Origin of the sequence: Mesorhizobium sp. M1A.F.Ca.ET.072.01.1.1, assembly GCF_004023325.1 — a bacterium.
In the GTDB taxonomy this organism is placed as follows: Bacteria; Pseudomonadota; Alphaproteobacteria; order Rhizobiales; family Rhizobiaceae; genus Mesorhizobium.
Genome location: NZ_RZSF01000032.1, coordinates 15,603 through 35,939 on the forward strand (window position 1 = coordinate 15,603; position 20,337 = coordinate 35,939).

Below are 20,337 nucleotides of genomic sequence, written 5' to 3' on the forward strand. Positions count from 1 at the left end.
GAGGGAAATTCGGACGATCCGTAAGACCAGCGGCGGAAATCGGCTGGCGCTACGCGGATTTGTGCCTGCGGTTGACGTTCTCCGGCCGACCGGCGATCGACAGCCGCGTCTCCTGCCTGGTCCGTTCGGCCACCACCTTGCCCCTGGCGATGACACAGAGGCGCTCGGGGCGCAGGCGGACGGCCTCGATCGGATTGCCGGCGTCGAGCACGACAAGGCTCGCCCGCTTGCCGACGGTCAGACCCAGATGACCAAGCCCCATGATGGCGGCGTTGACGTTGGTGACCATGTCGAAGCAGCGCGCCATGTCGGCCGGGCTCGACATCTGCGCGACATGCAGGCCCATGAAGGCCACGTCGAGCATGTCCGCCGTGCCCAGCGAATACCATGGGTCGAGCACGCAGTCCTGGCCCCAGCCGACGCGGATGCCGAGCGCCAGCATCTCCTTCACCCGGGTGAGGCCACGCCGCTTGGGGAAAGTATCGTGGCGCCCCTGCAGCATGATGTTGATCAGCGGATTTGGGATCGCCGAGACGCCGGCCTCGGCGATCAGCGGCAACAGCTTCGACACGTAGTAATTGTCCATGGAATGCATCGAGGTAAGGTGGGAACCGGCCACCCTGCCCTGCAGGCCGAGGCGCTGCGTTTCATAGGCAAGCTGCTCGATGTGGCGCGACAGCGGGTCGTCGGTCTCGTCGCAATGCATGTCGACCATCAGGCCGCGCTTCGCCGCGATCTCGCAGAGCTCCGTCACCGAGCGGGTGCCGTCGGCCGTGCTGCGCTCGAAATGCGGGATGCCGCCGACGATGTCGACGCCCATATCCAGCGCCCGGATTGTGTTTTCGCGGGCCGTCGGCGAGCGATAAAACCCGTCCTGCGGAAAGGCGACCAGCTGCAGGTCGAGATAGGGCGCGACCGTTTTCTTCACGTCCAGCAGAGCTTCCACGGCAAGCAGCCGGTCGTCGCAGACATCGACATGGGTGCGGATGGCAAGCAGGCCCATCGACACCGCCCAGTCGCAATAGGCGAGCGCGCGGTCGCGCACCGCCTCATGCGTCAGGAGCGGCTTCAACTCGCCCCAGAGCGCAATGCCTTCGAGCAGCGTGCCCGAAGCGTTGATGCGCGGAATGCCATAGGAGAGCGTGGCGTCCATATGGAAATGCGGATCGACGAAGGGCGGCGAGACGAGATTGCCGCGCGCATCGACCTCGCTCCGAGCTGCGCCTTGCAACTGAGGCTCGATCGCGGCGATGGTTTCGCCAGCGATGCCGATATCGGCGATCCTGCCGTCCGGCAGCGTGCCGCCGCGCACGATGAGGTCGAAATCCATGTCATCATCCCTTTGGTAGAATCAGCGTTATCGTGATCGGAAAGGCGGCCCGCCGCAGCCGTTTCTTCCCTGCCGACGTTTCCTCCGGCGCCAACTCGCTCTATAAGCCGCCTCTCGCCCCCGTGGCGAATCCGAAATTTGCTAAGCCAGACACAGGATCGGCCGTTTGTTTCGCTTCTTCCGCTCGACGGAGAACCAGCGCCTCGTCGCGAGGCTGGTACGAGAATCTTTCCGAGAGCATAAATTCGGCTATGGCGCGGCCATTGTGTCGATGCTGGTGGTGGCCGCCATGACGGGGGCAAGCGCATGGATCCTGAAGGAGATCACCAACGAATTCGTGGTCTACAAGAGAGCGGATCGCGTCAACCTGATCGCGGCCGCGGTCGCCGCTATCTTCGTCCTCAAGGGCCTGGCGACCTTCGTTCAGGCCTATTTCATGAGCCGTGTCGGCAATGCCATCATCGCCGATAGGCAGCGCAAGATCTATGACCGGATCCTGGCGCAAGGCATCGAATTCTACCATTCGACCTCGTCGTCCGACCTGATCACCCGCATGACCAACAACGCCCAAGCCGCGCGCAGCGTGCTCGACCTCGTTGTCACGTCCTATGTGCGCGATCTGGTGACACTGATCGTGCTGGTCGCAGTGATGGTCTGGGAGCAGCCGGCGCTGTCGCTGATCTGCTTCGTCGTCGGACCGGTGGCGATCTACGGCGTCAACAGCATCCTCAAGCGCGTGCGCCAGATCGCCAAGATGGAATTCCGCTCGCTCGGCCAGATCGTGCATGTGATGCAGGAAACGGCAATCGGCGTGCGCGTCGTCAAATCCTTCAATCTCGAAGGCGCGATGCGCAAGCGCATGTACAAGGCCGTGTCGGACGTACAGAACCGCGCCAACAACATCGCGACGCTCGAGGCAGCCACCAGCCCGGTGATGGAAACGCTTGCCGGTCTGGCGATTGCCGGCGCAGTCTTCATCAGCGGCTTCCTGGTGCTGCAGGGCGGCCAGATGCCGGGCAACATCATGGCCTTTATCGGGGCGCTGCTGCTCGCTTATGAGCCGGCCAAGCGGCTGGCGCGCGTCCGCATCTCGCTGGAGACCGGCATCGTCGGCGTGCGCATGATGTTCCAGCTTGCCGACCGGCCGCTGACGCTGGCCGAAAAGCCCGGCGCCAAGCCGCTGCAACCGGGCCCGGGCGAAATCCGCTTCGACAATGTCAGCTTCGCCTATCCCGAGAGCCCGCCGGTTTTCGAACAGCTCAACCTGACCCTGGCGGCCGGCAAGATGACGGCGCTGGTCGGACCTTCCGGCGGCGGCAAGTCAACGATCCTCAACCTGATCATGCGCATGTACGACCCGCAAAGCGGCAAGGTGATGTTCGACGGCCAGGACATCTCCTTCGCCACGCTCGATTCACTCAGGCAGAAGATTGCCTATGTCAGCCAGGACACGTTCCTGTTCGCCGGCACCATCATGCACAACATACGTCTCGGGCGTCAGGACGCGACCGACGAGGAGGTGATCGCCGCGGCCAAGGCCGCCAACGCGCATCACTTCATCAGCGCCATGGCCAAGGGCTACGAGACGGAGGTGGGCGAGAACGGCTCGTTGCTGTCCGGCGGCCAGCGCCAGCGCATCTCGATCGCGCGCGCCATGCTGCGCAGTGCCGAGATCCTGCTGCTCGACGAGGCGACCAGCGCGCTGGACGCCGAATCGGAAGCGCTGTTCCGCGACGCGCTGCAGCAACTCACGGTCGGACGCACGACCATCGTCATCGCGCATCGGCTGTCAACGGTGCATCAAGCCGACACGATCGTGGTGCTGGAAAACGGCAAGGTGCTGGAAAGCGGGCCGCACAAGTCCCTGCTCAAACAGGGCGGACTCTATCAGAAGCTTTATGAATATCAGCTGATGCCGTGACGCCGGCGCTTACCCTCCCCGTTGTGGGGAGGGTCGCTGCGCAGCAGCGGGGTGGAGGTGCGGCGCCGACCGACCCGGACCTTCGGTCCGACCTCCCCACAGAGGGGCCCACAAGGGGGAGGTAGGGGGGCGCTGCCCGACTTATTATTCCGGCACTTTCCTGACAGCACCTTTGTCGGCGCTGGTGGCGAAGGCGGCGTAGGCGCGCAGCGCCGTCGTCACCTTGCGCTTGCGCTTTTCCTCAGGCTTCCAGGCATCCGCGCCCTTGGCCGCCATAGCCTTGCGGCGGGCGTCGAGCTCGGCTTCGCTGACGGCGAGATGGATCTTGCGGTTCGGGATGTCGATCTCGATCGTGTCGCCTTCCTGAACCAGGCCGATCAGCCCGCCCTCGGCGGCTTCCGGCGAGACGTGGCCGATCGACAGACCCGACGTGCCGCCGGAGAAGCGGCCGTCGGTGATCAGCGCGCAGGCCTTGCCGAGGCCCTTCGACTTAAGATAGCTGGTCGGGTAGAGCATCTCCTGCATGCCGGGGCCGCCGCGCGGCCCCTCATAGCGGATGACGACGATGTCGCCCGCCTTGATCTCGTTGCCGAGGATCGCCTTGACGGAAGCGTCCTGGCTTTCGAAGACGCGGGCCGGACCGGTGAATTTCAGGATCGACTCGTCGACGCCGGCCGTCTTCACGATGCAGCCGTCGAGCGCCAGATTGCCCTTCAACACGGCGAGGCCGCCATCCTTCGAGAACGGCGTCTTGGCCGAGCGAATGACGCCCGTCTCGCGGTTCGTGTCGAGATCCTCCCAGCGGCGATCCTGGCTGAAGGCGACCTGCGTCGGCACGCCGCCGGGCGCGGCGCGGAAGAACTCGCGCACATTCTCTGCGGAAGTGCGGGCGATGTCCCAATGGTCGAGCGCTTCGCCCAGCGTTGCGGTGTGGACTGTCGGCAGATCGCGGTTGATCAGCCCGGCCTGGTCGAGCTGGCCGAGGATCGCCATGATGCCGCCGGCGCGGTGAACATCCTCCATGTGCACGTCGGACTTGGCCGGCGCCACCTTGCAAAGCACCGGCACTTTGCGGGACAGCCGGTCGATATCCTCCATGGTGAAGTCGACCTCGCCCTCATGCGCGGCAGCCAGGATGTGCAGCACCGTGTTGGTCGAGCCGCCCATGGCGATGTCGAGGGCCATGGCATTCTCGAAGGCTCCCTTGGATGCGATGCTGCGCGGCAGCGCGCTGTCGTCCTCCTGCTCGTAATAGCGCTGCGCAAGATCGACGATCAGATGGCCTGCCTCGACGAACAGCCGCTTGCGATCGGCATGGGTGGCCAAAGTCGAGCCGTTGCCGGGCAGCGAGAGACCCAACGCTTCGGTCAGGCAGTTCATCGAGTTCGCCGTGAACATGCCCGAGCAGGAGCCGCAGGTCGGGCAGGCCGAGCGCTCGATGACCTTGACGTCCTCGTCGGAGACGCGGTCGTCGGCGGCGGCGACCATGGCGTCGACCAGGTCGAGCGCCTGCGTCTTGCCGGCAAGCACCACCTTGCCGGCCTCCATCGGCCCGCCGGAGACGAAGACGGTCGGGATGTTGAGGCGCAGCGAGGCCATCAGCATGCCGGGGGTGATCTTGTCGCAGTTGGAGATGCACACCATGGCGTCGGCGCAATGCGCGTTGACCATGTATTCGACGGAGTCGGCGATCAGTTCGCGCGACGGCAGCGAATAGAGCATGCCGTCATGGCCCATGGCGATGCCGTCGTCGACGGCGATGGTGTTGAATTCCTTGGCGACGCCGCCCGCCTTCTCGATCTCGCGCGCGACGAGTTGACCGAGATCCTTCAGATGCACATGGCCCGGGACGAACTGGGTGAAGGAATTGACCACCGCAATGATCGGCTTGCCGAAATCACTGTCCTTCATGCCGGTGGCACGCCACAGGCCACGGGCGCCTGCCATGTTGCGGCCATGGGTGGTGGTGCGGGAACGGTAGGCGGGCATCGGTATTCCTTGCTGGCTGGCCGCGCTCAAACGTGGCGCGGCGGCGCTGTATTTCAGTCGGCAGCGGTTATAGCGGCCAAGGTCCGGCCTTGCCACAATTTTGCGCTGCGCCACGATTCTTCAGGAAATTTGAAAAATGCTGTCGGATCGCGCCGCGCCGAGCCGTCCTTGAGGCAAGCCGCGCCAAATCGCCGGCGCGCCGTTGATGATGAGCCAACCTGAACAAGTCGGAGGAGCAAGATATGCAGAAGATCACCACCTTCCTTTGGTTCGACGGCCAAGCCGAGGAGGCCATGAACCACTACGTCGCCATCTTCAAGAATTCGAAGGTGATGAGCGTCACGCGCTGGCCCAAGGGCCATCCCCAGGAAGGCCAGGTGCTGGTCGCCTCGTTCGAGCTCGACGGGGTACAGTTCCAAGCCCTCAACGGAGGACCGCAATACAAGTTCACCGAGGCGATGTCGCTGTCGATCGACTGCAAAACGCAGGAGGAAGTCGATTATTTCTGGGCCAGACTCACCGAAGGCGGCGGCGAACCGGGGCGCTGCAGCTGGCTGAAGGACAAGTTCGGCGTTTCCTGGCAGGTCGTGCCGGAGCAGCTGCCGCGCCTGCTTCAGGACCCCGACAGAGCGAAGGCCGGGCGCGTGATGTCGGCGATGATGCAGATGGGCAAGATCGACATCGCCACGATCGAGGAAGCGGCGAAGGGGTGACTACGCGTGAGTAGTGAATGGTGAATGGTGAATGGTGGATGGTGGATGGTGGATGGTGGATCGTGAGGATCCCCGACTACTATTCACTATTCACTATTCACTATTCACTATTCACTGTTCACCATCCTCTATTCACCACAATCACGCCGCCTTGTCGCGGACCTGATAGTCCTTGACCGCGGCGAAGCGGATCGCTTTCCAACGCTCGGCCTCGTAGTTGAGCGAGAAGGCGTGCTGGGCGAGGAAGACAGGATCGTTGTCGAGGTCGCGGGCGATGTCGCCGCGATGCGCCTCGATAAAGCGCTGGACATCCGCCCTGTCGTCGGCCGAGATCCAGCGGCAGACGGAGAAGCGCGACATCTCGAAATCCACCGGCAGCGTGTATTCGATGTTAAGCCGCTCCTTCAGCACATCGAGCTGCAGCGCGCCGACAACGCCGACGATGGCCGGCGAGCCGTCCTCAGGCGAGAACAGTTGCACGACGCCCTCCTCGGCCATCTGATGCAGCGCTTCCTTCAGCTTCTTGGCTTTCATCGCATCGCCGAGGCGGACACGGCGCAGGATTTCCGGCGCGAAGTTCGGCACGCCGCGGAACAGGATCTCCTCGCCCTCGGTCAGCGTGTCGCCGATGCGCAGCGTGCCGTGATTGGGAATGCCGACGACGTCGCCGGCGAAGGCCTCGTCGGCGGTGACGCGGGTGCGGGCGAAGAAGAATTGCGGCGCCGAGAGGCTCATCGGTTTGCCGGTGCGCACCAGCTTGGCCTTCATGCCGCGCTCCAGCTTGCCGGAGCAGACGCGGACGAACGCGATCCGGTCGCGATGGTTGGGGTCCATGTTGGCCTGGATCTTGAAGACAAAGGAGGTCATCTTCCCCTCGGTCGCCTCGACCGTGCGTTCATCGGCTGCCTGGGCCCGCGGCGGCGGCCCGTAGGCGCCGAGCGCCTCGATCAGGTCGCGCACACCGTAATTGCGCAGCGCCGAGCCGAAATAGACCGGCGTCAGATGGCCTTCCCGGAAGGCGTCGATGTCGAGCGGTCTGCACGCTTCCCGCGCGAGCTCCAGCTCCTCGATGAAGTCGTTGCGCTCGTTTTCCGGCAAAAGCCCGGCGACGCGGTTGGAATCCGGGCCGTTGACGGGCGTGCGCTCCTTCTCGTCATCGCTCCGGCGCACCGCGTTCTGCGCCAGGTGATAGGTGCCGGAAAAGGTCTTGCCGCGGCCGATCGGCCAGGTAACCGGTGCCGTGTCCAGCGCCAGCTTCTGCTCGATCTCGTCGAGGATTTCGAAGGGATCGCGGCTCTCGCGGTCCATCTTGTTGACGAAGGTGATGATCGGGATGTCGCGCAGCCGGCAGACCTCGAACAGTTTCAGCGTGCGCGGCTCGATGCCCTTGGCGGCGTCGATGACCATGACGGCCGAATCCACCGCAGAGAGCGTGCGATAGGTGTCGTCGGCGAAATCCTCGTGGCCGGGCGTGTCGAGCAGGTTGAAGACGTTGTCGTCATATTCGAAGGTCATCACCGAAGTGACGACCGAGATGCCGCGCTCGCGCTCGATCTTCATCCAGTCGGACCGGGTCTGGATGCGATCCTTCTTGGCCTTGACCTCGCCGGCAAGCTGGATGGCACCGCCGAACAGAAGCAGCTTTTCGGTGAGCGTGGTCTTGCCGGCATCGGGGTGGGCGATGATCGCGAAAGTGCGGCGGCGCGAAACCGCCTGTTCGATGTCTTCTGCCAATTTTTGGAATCCTGTCTGTGGCGCGGGCTTCTAGCAGCGCATTTTGGGCGTGTCGACAGTTTCGGGCAGACCGGCACGGCCGAACAGCGTAGTCGATGTGGCCTGACAGGAACCTTAGGCCGTTCAGGTTCGCTCGCGATGACGGTCCTGGCGGCCCAACCGGGTAGCTAAACGTATCTCCGCCCGTTCGATGCCGATGTCGCGCAGCAGATAGTCCGGCAATTCGTCCAGCGTGGCCCGACCCCTGCGATTTCGCAGGATGCGCGCAAGCACGCCTCCGCCGGAACGGCAGATTACGAAGATCGCAACGAGGAACCGTCCGAGCGCGGAGTGGTTGGCCGCAAGCTCCTGTCCAAGGATGGTCATGGTTTATCCTCCTCTGTTTGAATGATGAAATCGGGAGGGCCCAGACTGGCCCTCCCGAAGGTTTGGCCGACAGAAGATCAGGATCGATCGTGCTCGCAGCTCGCCTGCAAGGCACTTCACGATCGATCCCTCCGTCAGGCGGCGGCGTATGCCGTCGTCGGATCGAACAGGCGCTTCACCTGCGTGATCTTGGTGGCCGGGAAGCCGCTCATCTTGGCGTGGCGCTGAATGATGGCCTCGTCCTTGGCGAGGTAGACGCAAAAGGTCTTGTCGTCCGCGACGAAGGATTCGACCCACTGAATGTCCGGGCCGAGCTCGGCGAGAACGGCGTTCGAGGCCTTGGAGGCGTCGCGAAGCTGCTCGCGCTCGAATGTGCCGACCTTGGGAATTTCACGTTCGATGATGTATTTCTGCATTTCGCAATCTCCTTGATCTTGGGTTCAAATGCCTCCGGACGCTCGACCAGATTCGATGCCGGTGACATTCCCGGGGCCGCTGAGCTAAACTGCAGCATGGCTCGCCGGGCAGACGGAGAATTGCGCAAGAGGCGGCCGACAGTCCTTACGCCGTCCTTATCTTCTTCCGATCCTTTGCCTACTGCCGTTACAGGATTGCTGCCGATGGGAACTTATTGCTTCGGCGACTTCGAGCTTAACGAGGACGCTCGCGCCCTCCGTCTCGCCGGAAGCGAGATCGAGGTGCAGCCCCTGGTCTTCGATTTCGTCGCCATCCTACTGCGGCACCGGGACCGGGCCATGAGCAAAGACGAATTGCTTGAAACGCTATGGCCGGGCGTGACGGTGACGGAAGCTTCGTTGCAGCGCGTGGCAAGCCTTGCCCGCGGCGTTCTTCGCCAGGGCGGCATGGAAACGGCGCTGCGCAACCTGCCCCGCTTCGGCTACCGCATTTGCCTCGACCAGCCGCCCATTTCGGCGAACGGGCCGGCCGGCGCGGGCGGCAAGCTTTCGAGCCCCGGTTCACCGGTTCTGTCGGCACGCGAAGCTGTTGCTGTCAGAAAATGGCACGAGGCCGCGGCCTGCTTCACCGAAGCGGATGCCGCTGGCGAGCTGCTGACGGCCGATCTCGAGGAATGGGCACTTGCGCTGGAGTGCATGGGGCGCCCGGCTGAAGCCATCCCGCTTCTGGCGCGCGCGGTGACTGCCTACGGCGTGGCCGGCGAGCGCTTGCGAGCGGCGTCCCCGGCAATCGGCCTGGCCAGGGTTCATCTGGAGAGAGGGGAACTTGCCGTCGCCAAGGGCTGGCACAAGCGGGCGGCGCAGCTGATCGATGGCGCAACCGACAGCAGGGAGCACGGCCTGTGGTGCTGGATGGGAGCGCGCATCATGGGCGCGGAAGCCGAGCCGGAGCAGGCGCTTGCGCTTGCCGAACAGGCTTTCGCGGTTGGCAGGGATCTCGAAGATCCGGTCGTGGAGTCGCTCGGGCTGATCTATCGCGGCTTTTTCAAGCTCTGCCTCGGTGAGACCAAATCCGGCCAGGAGGACCAGGATTTCGCCGCCGCGCTCGGCCTCTCCAGCGACGTGGACCCGGTCGTCGGCGGCATTCTCTACTGCAACATACTTTGGGCCTGCCGGAATTTTGGCGACTGGGCGAGGGCCAACCAATGGACCCTCGGCTATGAGGACTGGTGCAGGGGACATGGGCTTGAGGATCTGTCGGGCTCCTGCCGGCTGCATCGCGCCGAAGTGCTCGGCGTTCACGGCACGCTGAAGGAGGCTGAGGCGCTGGTACGTGCCGCGCTCGACCAGCTCGCCGTCGACGCCCCCTGGGCGACGGGCGATGCGCTGCGTGTCTTGGGTGACATTCATCTGGCTGCCGGAGATCTCACCGAGGCGGAAACAGCCTATCGGGCGTCCCATGCCGCCGGCTGGGATCCGCAGCCCGGCCTGGCGCTGCTGCAGCTGGAGCAAGGCCAGGCCGAGGCCGCCTTCAGCGCTCTCGAGCGCTCCCTGGTCGGAAACGGCTGGCCGACGCTGCAGCGGCGAGGCATGGTCCTTGCCACTCTCGCCAAGGTGGCGGCGCGCACCAATCGTCTCGAGCGCGCAAAAGAAGTTATCACCGAGCTGGAGAGCCAGCCGCAGCGCTGGCCGATGGCCTCCATCCGGGCGCTGACCGCCGAGGCCAAGGCTGAACTTTTCATACGGGAAGGCCGCCTCACCGAGGCTGTTCGGGAGCTGCAGACCGCATGCTCGCGCTGGAGCGAGGTCGGCTCGCCGGTCAATGTCGCCGATGCGAGGCTTGCGCTCGCGGCGCTGCTCATTCAGCTCGGCGATCGTTCCGGCGCGGAGCTGGAACTCGGCACAGCGTTGGCGTTAGCGAAGAAAGTCGACTCTTCACGGCTCACGCGGCGCTGCGAAGAGCTGAAGTGCCTGATTGTCGGGACGCAGAAGATAGCGGTGGGCGGCGCTTAGCCGCTTCTCGCTTGAGGTCTGGCCGGCGCGATGGCATGACGGGGAAATCTCCTCTGAAGGTTATGGCATGAGCAGCGCGAAACAAGTCATCGTCATCGGCGCCGGCATCATCGGCGCATCAATCGCCTGGCATCTGGCAAAGGCCGGAGCGCGGGTGACGGTCGTCTCGACAAGCGGCGCCGGCGGCGTCGCGACGCCCAATTCCTTCGCCTGGATCAACGCAAGCTGGGGCAACCCGGAGACCTATTTCCGGCTGCGTATCCGGGCGATGAACGAATGGAAACGCTTGGCGAATGATCTGCCGGGCCTGCCGCTTGCCTGGTGCGGCGGCCTGTGCTGGGACCTGCCGGCGGACAAGCTCAAAGCCTATGCGGCCGAACATGCGTCCTGGGGCTACGGCATCGAGCGGGTCGGCCGCGAGCAGGCGGCGCGGATCGAGCCCAACCTGACCGAGCTTCCCGATTTTGCGCTTCATGTCGCCGAGGAAGGCGTGGCCGAGCCGGTGGCGACCGCAACGGCGCTGCTGGCGGACGCCGAACGGCGCGGCGCGCGGCTCATTACGGGGACTGTCGATAGACTGACTCTATCGCGCGGCAGCCTGAGCGGCGTCGTCGTTGCGGGTGAAACCATCGCCGCCGACGAGGTGGTGATCGCCGCCGGCGCCGGCGCTCCGGCGATCGCCGCGACGGCAGGCGTCCAACTGCCGATCAAGACGCCGCCCGGTCTGATCGTGCATTCGCGACCCTACAGGAAGCTCCTCAATGGCCTGGTGCCGGGCGAGAGGCTGCATATGCGGCAGACGGCCGATGGCCGGATCATCGCGGGCTCGGATTTTGGCGGCGGCGATCCGGGCGAGAACCCGAAGGCAACCGCGCTTGAGCTTTTCGAAGCGGTAAAAGCGATGCTGCGCGGCGCCGACGGGTTGGAGTACGATTTCCATACGGTCGGCTATCGTCCCACTCCGACCGATGGTTTCCCAATTGTCAGCCGCGCCGACGGCGTAGGCGGCCTCTATGTCGCCGTCACCCATTCCGGCATCACGCTGGCGCCCGCCATCGGCCTGTTTGCGGCCTGCGAAATCGTCGATGGCGAGCGCGATCCATTGCTCGCGCCTTATGCGCTGTCGCGCTTCGCTCAGTAGCCCGGCGGCCGGCGAAACCCGTCGGTCAGCGGCGCGATCGCCGCAGCGACGCCGAGCAGTCTCGCCTCCGACCAGCGCTTGCCGACCAGTTGCAGGCCGATGGGCAACCCGTTGCTGTCCTGCCCGCCTGGTATCGCCAGCGCCGGATGGCCGGAATAATTGAAGACCGCGCCATAGGCCGGCAGCATCCAATAGCTCTCGTCCTTGCCGTCGACCTTCAGCGGGCTGCCTGGCTTGCAGTGCGGAAAGGCCGTTGTTATGGCGACCGGGCAAAGCAAGGCATCACAGCTTTCGAAGAACCGCTCCCAAGCAAGGATCGACCGGTCGCGGCGAGCGAGCGCCGCGAACCAGCGCGACACCGGCGCAGGCTGTTCCGGCGGTTCCGGTTGCGCTGCCTCCAGCATCATGCCGATCAACTTGCCGCCCTCGGCGAGATCATCATGCAGGTCGAGCTTCGGCAGTTTGGCTTCCTCGACGTGCGCGCCGGCGGAAGCCAGCCTAGCAGCCAATCTCTCGACCGCGGCGCCGATCTCGGCGGCCACCGGAAAGCCGCGGAAGGGGCCGGCGAAGGCGATGCGCAGCGATTTCATCTCGAGCGTCGGTATGGGATCAACCGGCACCGGCGCCACATCGGTATCGCCGCCGTCCGGACCGGCAATGATCCGGTAAATCAGCGCCAGGTCCTCCAGATTGCGAGCAATCGGCCCAACACAGGACATCCAGCGGACGCTGCGCGGAATGCCGCCCGGATCGGGAAAAGCGCCGGCCAGCGAGACGCGATGCTCGGTCGGCTTCAGGCCGTAGACGCCGCAAAAGGCGGCGGGCAAGCGGATGGAATTCTGCATGTCGGTGCCGACCTCGAAGGGCATCATGCCCGTCGCGACCGCAGCTGCAGCGCCGCCGCTGGAGCCGCCCGCCGTACGCGACGGATCCCAAGGGTTGCCGGTGCGGCCGAACAGCGGATTGTCAGACTGCCAGTCGCCCAGCATGGTGGCGACATTGGTTTTGCCGACCAGCACGCCGCCGGCTCTCTTTAGCCTGGCAACCACAGGGCTGTCCTGCTTGGGAACGTAGTCGGCAAATGGCGGGAAGCCGACCGTCGTCTTCATGCCAGCGGTCTCGTGCGCGTCCTTCAGCGTGAACGGCACGCCGTGCAGCGGGCCGAGCGCGGCGCTGCGGGCCAGTGCCGCATCGGCTTCTCGGGCACGCTGAAGCGCACCTTCCCGGTCGAGGAGGATGACGGCGTTCAGTGCTTCGTTATGTCGGTCGATCTGCGCCAGATGCGCATCGAGCGCCTCCACGGCCGAGATTCTCCGCCGGGCAATTGCTGCCGCGAGTTCGGTAGTCGAGGAAAATCCGATGTCCATTGTGCTGCACTCCGGCTGCTTGCCGCGCTGCGCCTTTGAACATGGCGGATGAGACCGCGGCTTCAAGCCGAATTCAGCATCGTTAGGACAGCGGTGCTTGATCGAAATTGCGCCCACCTGCGGTCAGGGCGGCGCTGTCCCGCGACCTTCGCTACGTTTGGAGCTAGACGGCCAACGCGAACTTAGCAACGGTCGGCGCGAACGGCCGGATGCTGGTGCCGTCCCTTGTCATGGTGACGAAGCTCGACGGCGGGATCGCCTGCCATTCGCCGCCGTCGCGGTCGAACGGTTCGGAGACGATGCAGCGGCCGGCGCGGCTCGCGAATGCGCCGGTATAGAGCGTTGGCGCCTGGCCGTCGGTGGCGTAGCGCACGGCGTAGAGCGCCTCGCCATCGGAAAATGCCGCTGTCAGCTTCAGGGAGGGTTCGAGACCGGCGTGGCGCGAAGCCTCGAGAACGCGGCTGGTGGCGCGGGCTACCGCGCCTTGCGGGTCGGCGGACAGGCCTTCGTCGAGCATCAGCAGGAAGAAGAGTTCGGAATCAGTCGTCCCTTCGCGCTGGTCGAAGACAGCATCCGACAGCGAATTCTCAAGCGCGCGGCGGATCTTCTCGAAGCCGCCGATCTGGCCGTTATGCATGAACGACCAGCGGCTGGAGACGAAGGGATGGCAGTTCATGCGGCTGGTCGCGCCGCCGGTGGAGGCGCGCACATGAGCGAGGAACAGGCCTGATTTGATCTGCCGGCAGAGGCTTTTCAGATTGGGGTCCGACCAGGCCGGCAGGATGTCGCGGTAAAGGCCGGGCTCGGGACGGTCGCCATACCAGGCGAGGCCAAAACCGTCGCCATTGGTCGGCGACTTGGCCTCCTGGGCGCAGTGGCTCTGGGCAATCAGCGAGTGGCAGGGCGCGGTGACGATGTCTTCGAGGAAGACCGCTTCACCGAGATAGGCCGCCCACCGGCACATCGCATTCCACCATTTATCAGGCGCGATCCATCAGAGCCTGAGGCTCCTTCACCGCGTGTGAGCCTCTGTTGTTCGTGCGCTCATAGAGCTCACGGACGATTCGGCTGGCGGTAGTCTCGAACAGAAATGGCAAGAAAGCGTGAACGAGGGCGGCGCCCGCGGCCATCGACAGGCGGGAGCAGAACCAGGCGGCGAAGGCCATGTGGCCGAAATAGGTTTCGCCAACCTTGGCCGGGTGAGACGTAAAGAGCGCCGAAAACCGCGTCGTCATGGTGATCCCTCCTGCCGGGATGAGCCCCGATATTGAGTATCCTGCCACGAGTTGAAGGTTCATCGATCCCAAATTGTCCTTGTGTCTAGCCCTATTTTGGGACATTTATCCCAAGAATGGCATATGATATCGACGAAACTGATCGGAGATTGCTGGCCGAACTGCAGCGCGACGGCACGCTTTCCGTCGACCAGTTGTCGGAGCGCGTGGCCTTGTCCCGCAACGCCTGCTGGCGGCGCGTGAAGCGGCTGGAAGAGGAGGGCGTCATTACCGGGCGCGTGGCGCTGGTCGATGCCGACAAGCTTGGACTCGGGCTTTCGGTGTTCATCCTGATCCGCACGTCGAACCACGACCCGGACTGGCTGCAAAAGTTCCGGGCGGCGGTGACGGGCTTTGCCGAGATCACCGGCGTCTACCGCATGTCGGGCGACCTCGACTATGTGCTGAGAGCCCGCGTCGCCGACGTGAAAGCCTATGACAGGCTCTATCAGCGGCTGATCGCCAAGGTGCCGCTGTCGGACGTCTCCGCTTCCTTCGTCATGGAGGAGATCAAGGAGACGACCGTCGTTCCGGTGGAGTTGCGCTGACGCGGAACCGCATTGAAAGAAAGGCGTTGATAGCGTCGCGGCCGGGTTGACCGAATCGGCAGCCGCGCCGATAGGAATGGGCTCATGCGCACGGCTGTCTATCCTTCCTCCGTCATCGGCCCCACCGTCGGTTTCGTCAGGCTTCCGCATGGCGAGGGCTTGCCGCTGCCGACCTATGAAAGCGCGGGCGCGGCCGGGATGGACCTGCGAGCCGCGGTGCCGGAAGACCGGCCGCTGCTTATCCTACCCGGAAAACGCGCGCTGGTGCCGACCGGGCTGATCGTGGAAATCCCGGAAGGCATGGAAGGCCAGGTGCGGCCGCGCTCCGGCCTCGCCTTCAAACATGGGCTGACCGTGCTCAACACGCCCGGCACCATCGACAGCGATTACCGCGGCGAGGTGAAAGTGCTGCTCGTCAATCTTGGCGATGAGGACTTCGCGGTGACGCGCGGCATGCGGATCGCGCAGATCGTGTTTGCGGCAGTCACGCAGGTGGCCAGCGAAGAACGGGCGCTCGCCGGCGGCACGGCGCGCGGCGCCGGCGGTTTCGGATCGACCGGCACCGTCTAAATGCAAGTCCCAAAACTGGTCATCTTCGATTGCGACGGGGTTCTGGTCGACACCGAGAACCTTGCCAATCGGCGCCTCGCCGACTGGCTTTGTGAAGCGGGCTTTCAAACCACATTCGAATATTGCCGCAAGACCTTCTCGGGCCGCAGCATGGCCTCGGTGCAGAAAGAGATCGAAGAGGCGACCGAGGCCCGGCTCGGCGCCGACTTCGTCGAACGCTGGAACGCCGGCCTGCCGGATCTATTCGCGCATGGCGTCGAGGCGATCCCTCACGTGCGCGATTTCATCGAAAAGGTGCGCGCCGCCGGTATTGCCTATTGCGTCGCCTCGTCGGCGCGGGTTTCGAAGATGCATATCACGCTCGGGCAGACCGGCTTGTTGCCGCTGTTCGAGCACGCCATGTTTTCCTCGACCATGGTCGGGCGCGGCAAGCCGTTCCCGGACCTTTTCCTGCATGCGGCAAAGACGATGGGCTTCGCGCCGGCCGACTGCATCGTCATCGAGGACAGCGTCGCCGGCACTCAGGCCGGCATTGCCGCCGGCATGCGCGTGTTTTCCTATCACGCCGATCCATTCTCGGACCGCGACGGGCTGGCGGAAGCCGGCGGCGTCCTGTTCGACGACATGCGCGACCTCGCAGGACTGGTGCCGATCCTTTGATCGGACACTGGAGCGATTCCGCTTTCGTCGAATTGCCGACCCGCTCCAGCTACTTGTTTTTACGCAATTCCGGACGGAAAACTGTTTCACATTCTTCCTGGAATTGCTCCGGGCTGTTCGGCGAAATCTTCCGTGCTAGCGTGCAGCCGTCAAACAGCCGGCGGCTCCCACCCCATGAAATCCACCCTGCTTCGCCTCGCCCTCGCTCTTGTGCTTCTGTCATGGCTTTGGGGCCCGGCGAGCGCGGAGAATGTCAGCTTTCCGGACTTTGCCAGCGCCATCCCGGGCCACAAGGACGTCACCTATCTCGACCTCGCCAGGATGGTCATCCCCGATCTGGCGTTGAACGCCGACGGCTTCTACCGCGGCGGCTTGCCGATCGAAATGCGCCACGTCGCCGGTCCGGACAGCGGTGGCTCGCCGCCTGAAACGTCAAGCCTGCCCAATGCTGCGGTGCTTGTCATAAAGGCCGGCGGCAAGGACCGGCTGACCATGCTGTTCGATCTCGGCGACTCTCCCGACAGCGCCGAGGGCTATGCGATGCTGGCGCTCTACGATCTGACCGGCGGCAAGCCGGCGCTGCTCGACGCGGTCAATGTCGCCGTCGATCGCAGCACCTATTTTCGCGAACCGAACAAACTGTCGGTCGGCGCCGGTGACGATATCCTCATCACCATGAGCACGCATTTCAATTCCAGCCAGGGCTATGTGATCACGCCGCTGATCATGGTGCGCAACGACAAGTTCGAACTGATCGACATGATCTACACGTTCGATGAAAGGCTATGCACCTATAGCCGCAAGCAGGACATCGCTTTTAAGGCCATTGCCGGTGGCCGGCCGCATGCAGCCGTCAAGGTGACGGTGACCGATGCCACGATACCAAGCGGCGAAAGCTGCGACGATGCGGCGCCCGAGGCGTCCTCGAAAGACATTTCAGTCATCTATCATTGGGATAAGAAAGCGTCGCGCTACGTGGCGAGTTCAGACGCCCTCAAACGGTTGTCAGCAGAGAACGAGAAACGCTTCTGAGCCGAGCGCATTCGTTTGCCCGAGCGGGGCGACCGCGATAAATTCCCCGCACGACCCATGATTGAGGACCCGCCATGGACAAGGGCAAGATTTTTCGCGATCTGCACGCCTCGACCTTCGTCATGCCCAATCCCTGGGATGTCGGCACGACCAAGCTTCTGGCTTCCTTCGGCTTCAAGGCGCTGGCCACGACCAGCGCCGGCTTCGCCTTCTCGCGCGGCCTGCCCGACGGCGCCGTGACGTTCGAGGCCATGATCCACCATTGCCGCGAAGTGACGGCGGCAACCGACCTGCCGGTTTCGGCCGATCTCGAGCGCGGCAAGGGCGACAGCGCCGAGCAGGCCGCAGAAACCATCTTCGCGGCGGAAGCCGCGGGCCTTGCCGGCTGCTCGATCGAGGACCATACGGGCGATCTAGAGGATCCAATCTACGAGTTCTCGCATGCAGTCGAACGCGTCGCCGCGGCCGCCGAGGCGGCGCGCGCCTTGAAGCACGATTTCGTCTTCACCGCGCGGGCCGAGAATTTCCTTTGGGGCAAGACCGATCTCGACGACACGATCAAGCGTCTGCAGGCTTTCGAGAAAGCCGGCGCCGACGTGCTTTATGCGCCGGGCCTGAGCGACATCGACGCGGTGCGGACGGTCTGCTCCGCGGTCAGCAAGCCGGTCAATGTCATGGCGCGACCCGGCTTCACCGTGGCCGACCTTGCTGCGGCCGGCGTAAAACGCGTCTCGCTCGGGCCATGGCTGACGAATTTCGCCTTTGGCATGCTGGAAACCGCTGCGCGGGAAATCCAGCAGGACGGCACCTTCGGCTTCACCCGTTCGGCGATGCCGTTCGGCAAGCTGCAGGCGCTGTTCCGCGGGGGCGGTACCGAGCAGGATTAGAGCGTTCAGCGTTCCACGGAAACACCGAACCGCTCTATCCCCCTTGTTACGCATTTCCGGACGAAAAACCGCTACGCGCTTTTCCTGAGATTGCGCTGGACCGGGTCCCGCGCCGAAACCGCCTTGTGCAGATGCACCATCATGGCGGCGGCAAAGAGCGGCGTCAAAAGGTTGAGCAGCGGCACGGCAAGGAAGACCGCGATCAGCAGTCCGGCCAGGAATACCGTGCCCGCATACTTCCGGCGCAGCGCCTTGGCTTCGGCCTCGGGGCGGAAGCGCATGGCGGCGAACTCGAAGAATTCGCGACCCAGCAGATATCCATTGACGATGAAGAAGGCGGCGAGGTTGATGCCCGGCACGAGGAGCAGCAGCAGGGCGGCGATGTTGCCGAGGATCACGACGCCAAAGAACTTTATCGCCAGCGCCAGCGACTGCAGCAACGGCACGGCGCGGCCGGGCGGATTGCCGGGATAGTCGGTGCGCTCGACCACCTCGGCGATATCGTCGAGGAACAACCCGGCGACGATTGCCGTCACGGGTGCCACGAGCAGCGCCATGCCCATTGCCAACAGCATGCCGGCGATGATGCCGCTCAGCCATCCTGCCCAGGACGGCAGGCCGGGCACAAATGTCTGCAGCCACGGCCATGCCAGCCATTCGAGCAGGCTCTCGATGCCGAACCAAAGCGCCACCAAGGCGAGCAGCGTCAGGCCCAGCGTCTTCAGAAAGACGGAGCGGAATTCAGGTGAGAACAGCCGGCTGGCGGCGGCGCGGGCGGCGTCGAGGATCACGGCAGGTCCAAGCCCTTACAGAGGAGCGACGATCCCGAGATAGGCGGGCTTGCTAAGCGGCGCAACTAAGCGCGTCGCGTCGACGCGCCTTAGGTTTGTCTCGATGCATGTCGTCCTCCCAAAACCGCCATGCACTTTTGGGCGACATGCATTATTGCGCAAGCCTGGCCAGTCTTGCCGGGATGGTCATGGCCGCGACACCAACGACGACGAAGCCCATGCCGAACCAGGCGCTCGGCCCGAGGCTTTCGCCCAGAAAGACGGCGCCGATGCCGACGCCGATCGGCACGCGCAGATAGGCCTGCGAGGTGGCGCCGACCGAGCCCAGCGTGTGGATGAGCCGGAAGAAGATCGAAAAGGCGAGCGCGGTGGAGAAGACCGAAAGCCCGAAGAGCGCCAGAATCGACGCCGTCGACGGCGTCAACGTCCAGGGCCGGTCGAAGACGAGGCTCAAGGGAATCAGGATCACGGCGCCGCAGATCATCGAGCCGGCGGCCGGCACCATCGGGTCGAGCCCTCTGAAATTGCGGCCGAAAATGGCGGCGCCGGCATAGCAGACGGTGGCGGCGACGACCGCAAGCTGCGCCCAGAGCTGATGGCCGATGCCGCCCAGCGCCTCGGTGCCGACGATGAGGCAAATGCCGGCGATGCCGGCGCCGACGCCGACCAACTTGCGCAATGTCACCGGCTCGTGGCGGGTGATCAGCGCCGTCAGCAGAAAGGTGAAGATCGGCGACGTCGCGTTGAGGATCGTGGCGAGGCCGGCGTCGATGGAACGTTCGGCGGCGGCGATCAGCGTGAACGGGATGACGCTGTTGAGGCAGGCCTGGAACATGAAGCGGCGCCACATGACCACGCCCCGCGGCATGGCAAGGCCGCGCCAGCGAATGAGGCCAAGCAGAATGCCGCCGGCGATCAGCGTGCGCCCGGCGATGAAGGTTACCGGCGGGATCGTCTCGACGCCGATCTTGATGAAGGTATAGGAGGCACCCCACAACACCGCCAGGAGGCCAAGCAGCGCCAGCTCGGTCGTCATCTCGGTCTTTTCGGACATGGGATTTCGCGCCTTCAGCCTGTTTCGACGGTCCGCTCTAGCTCACACCACGGCTTAGATGTTTCGATGACGCTCCAACCATAGCCGCCGTCGCCTCTAACGATATGGTCCAGTTCGGCGCGACGGCTGCCGCAGCAACCGACCGGAAGCCGGCGAAGCGGAAACCGGTGCCGATTTTCGGGGTAGGCAAAGCGGCTGCGAGCCGCTAGACCCGCGCGCGGCCGGCGTGGCAGAAAGCCGGACAGTCGTTGGCGGAGACATTGATGCCGGAATATGACGTGCTTTGCATCGGCAATGCCATTGTCGACATCATCGCGCAATGCGACGAGGCCTTTCTGGAAACCAACGGCATCATCAAGGGCGCGATGAACCTCATCGACACCAGGCGCGCCGAGCTGCTCTACAGCCGCATGGGACCGGCGATCGAAGCTTCAGGCGGCAGCGCCGGCAACACGGCGGCGGGCGTGGCGAGCTTCGGCGGCCGCGCCGCCTTTTTCGGCAAGGTGTCGAACGATGCGCTCGGCGACATCT

At 64.4% G+C, this 20,337-nt stretch carries 19 protein-coding genes and 1 pseudogene; 10 read left to right on the top strand and 10 right to left on the bottom strand.

Annotation, left to right across the window (positions count from 1 at the left end; translation table 11 throughout):
* Nucleotides 1-49: 49 nt before the first annotated feature.
* Complete coding sequence (locus tag EOA32_RS07465) at nt 50-1,330, bottom strand: amidohydrolase family protein (protein ID WP_128371347.1); 1,281 nt, start codon at nt 1,328-1,330, stop codon at nt 50-52.
* A 166-nt stretch (nt 1,331-1,496) separates the two neighbouring features.
* On the opposite strand from EOA32_RS07465, the gene EOA32_RS07470 reads away from it, so the two are divergent.
* The gene (locus tag EOA32_RS07470) at nt 1,497-3,251 is read left to right on the top strand and encodes an ABC transporter ATP-binding protein (RefSeq protein WP_128371348.1); all 1,755 of its coding nucleotides are present in this window, start codon (nt 1,497-1,499) and stop codon (nt 3,249-3,251) included.
* Between the two features lie 144 nt (nt 3,252-3,395).
* On the opposite strand, the gene ilvD is transcribed toward EOA32_RS07470, so the two are convergent.
* Nucleotides 3,396-5,240: a dihydroxy-acid dehydratase gene (ilvD, locus tag EOA32_RS07475; protein WP_128371349.1), complete on the bottom strand. Its 1,845-nt coding sequence runs from the start codon at nt 5,238-5,240 to the stop codon at nt 3,396-3,398.
* Nucleotides 5,241-5,482: 242 nt separating this feature from the next.
* Here ilvD and EOA32_RS07480 point away from each other — a divergent pair, with 242 nt between their 5' ends.
* Nucleotides 5,483-5,953, top strand: a complete 471-nt coding sequence (locus EOA32_RS07480) for a VOC family protein (RefSeq protein WP_128371350.1) — start codon at nt 5,483-5,485, stop codon at nt 5,951-5,953.
* 141 nt (nt 5,954-6,094) lie between these two features.
* On the opposite strand, the gene EOA32_RS07485 is transcribed toward EOA32_RS07480, so the two are convergent.
* From EOA32_RS07485 to EOA32_RS07495, 3 genes are all read right to left on the bottom strand, one after another.
* On the bottom strand, nt 6,095-7,687 hold the full coding sequence (locus tag EOA32_RS07485; RefSeq protein WP_095780207.1) for a peptide chain release factor 3: 1,593 nt from the start codon (nt 7,685-7,687) through the stop codon (nt 6,095-6,097).
* A gap of 123 nt (nt 7,688-7,810) precedes the next feature.
* Nucleotides 7,811-8,053, bottom strand: coding sequence for a DUF1127 domain-containing protein (locus EOA32_RS07490; protein WP_095782325.1), 243 nt, complete (start codon nt 8,051-8,053; stop codon nt 7,811-7,813).
* 134 nt (nt 8,054-8,187) lie between these two features.
* Nucleotides 8,188-8,469, bottom strand: a complete 282-nt coding sequence (locus EOA32_RS07495) for a DUF4242 domain-containing protein (RefSeq protein WP_067003570.1) — start codon at nt 8,467-8,469, stop codon at nt 8,188-8,190.
* Between the two features lie 204 nt (nt 8,470-8,673).
* Between EOA32_RS07495 and EOA32_RS07500 the strand changes: the two genes are divergently transcribed.
* Both EOA32_RS07500 and EOA32_RS07505 read left to right on the top strand, forming a co-directional pair.
* Complete coding sequence (locus EOA32_RS07500; protein WP_189406973.1) at nt 8,674-10,482, top strand: winged helix-turn-helix domain-containing protein; 1,809 nt, start codon at nt 8,674-8,676, stop codon at nt 10,480-10,482.
* Between the two features lie 67 nt (nt 10,483-10,549).
* Nucleotides 10,550-11,623 carry an FAD-binding oxidoreductase gene (locus EOA32_RS07505; protein ID WP_128371352.1) on the top strand — a complete coding sequence of 358 codons (1,074 nt, stop codon included), beginning with the start codon at nt 10,550-10,552 and terminating at the stop codon, nt 11,621-11,623.
* Here EOA32_RS07505 and EOA32_RS07510 read toward each other — a convergent pair.
* The 3 genes from EOA32_RS07510 to EOA32_RS07520 all read right to left on the bottom strand — a co-directional run bounded on the left by EOA32_RS07510 (nt 11,617) and on the right by EOA32_RS07520 (nt 14,225).
* Nucleotides 11,617-12,990: an amidase gene (locus EOA32_RS07510; protein WP_128371353.1), complete on the bottom strand. Its 1,374-nt coding sequence runs from the start codon at nt 12,988-12,990 to the stop codon at nt 11,617-11,619. The two genes, EOA32_RS07505 and EOA32_RS07510, sit on opposite strands and share 7 nt — an antisense overlap.
* Nucleotides 12,991-13,153: 163 nt before the next feature.
* On the bottom strand, nt 13,154-13,954 hold the full coding sequence (locus EOA32_RS07515) for a class II glutamine amidotransferase (protein WP_095828082.1): 801 nt from the start codon (nt 13,952-13,954) through the stop codon (nt 13,154-13,156).
* 16 nt (nt 13,955-13,970) lie between these two features.
* The gene (locus tag EOA32_RS07520; RefSeq protein WP_067003741.1) at nt 13,971-14,225 is read right to left on the bottom strand and encodes a DUF6356 family protein; all 255 of its coding nucleotides are present in this window, start codon (nt 14,223-14,225) and stop codon (nt 13,971-13,973) included.
* A gap of 116 nt (nt 14,226-14,341) precedes the next feature.
* Between EOA32_RS07520 and EOA32_RS07525 the strand changes: the two genes are divergently transcribed.
* From EOA32_RS07525 to EOA32_RS07545, 5 genes are all read left to right on the top strand, one after another.
* Nucleotides 14,342-14,812 carry an Lrp/AsnC family transcriptional regulator gene (locus tag EOA32_RS07525; RefSeq protein WP_067003562.1) on the top strand — a complete coding sequence of 157 codons (471 nt, stop codon included), beginning with the start codon at nt 14,342-14,344 and terminating at the stop codon, nt 14,810-14,812.
* A gap of 84 nt (nt 14,813-14,896) precedes the next feature.
* Nucleotides 14,897-15,382: a dUTP diphosphatase gene (gene dut, locus EOA32_RS07530; RefSeq protein WP_128371354.1), complete on the top strand. Its 486-nt coding sequence runs from the start codon at nt 14,897-14,899 to the stop codon at nt 15,380-15,382.
* Nucleotides 15,383-16,042, top strand: a complete 660-nt coding sequence (locus EOA32_RS07535; RefSeq protein ID WP_128371355.1) for an HAD family phosphatase — start codon at nt 15,383-15,385, stop codon at nt 16,040-16,042.
* A 174-nt stretch (nt 16,043-16,216) separates the two neighbouring features.
* Nucleotides 16,217-17,074, top strand: coding sequence for a hypothetical protein (locus tag EOA32_RS07540; RefSeq protein WP_128371356.1), 858 nt, complete (start codon nt 16,217-16,219; stop codon nt 17,072-17,074).
* Between the two features lie 74 nt (nt 17,075-17,148).
* Complete coding sequence (locus EOA32_RS07545) at nt 17,149-17,961, top strand: oxaloacetate decarboxylase (RefSeq protein WP_128371357.1); 813 nt, start codon at nt 17,149-17,151, stop codon at nt 17,959-17,961.
* Between the two features lie 71 nt (nt 17,962-18,032).
* On the opposite strand, the gene EOA32_RS07550 is transcribed toward EOA32_RS07545, so the two are convergent.
* Together EOA32_RS07550 and EOA32_RS07555 are read right to left on the bottom strand one after the other, a co-directional pair.
* Entirely contained in the window at nt 18,033-18,752 is a 720-nt protein-coding gene (locus tag EOA32_RS07550; RefSeq protein ID WP_128371358.1) for a sulfate transporter family protein, read from the bottom strand.
* A gap of 151 nt (nt 18,753-18,903) precedes the next feature.
* On the bottom strand, nt 18,904-19,806 hold the full coding sequence (locus EOA32_RS07555; protein WP_128371359.1) for an EamA family transporter: 903 nt from the start codon (nt 19,804-19,806) through the stop codon (nt 18,904-18,906).
* Nucleotides 19,807-20,069: 263 nt separating this feature from the next.
* Here EOA32_RS07555 and EOA32_RS07560 point away from each other — a divergent pair.
* Nucleotides 20,070-20,337 (top strand): annotated as a pseudogene (locus EOA32_RS07560) (adenosine kinase); the annotation flags it as partial.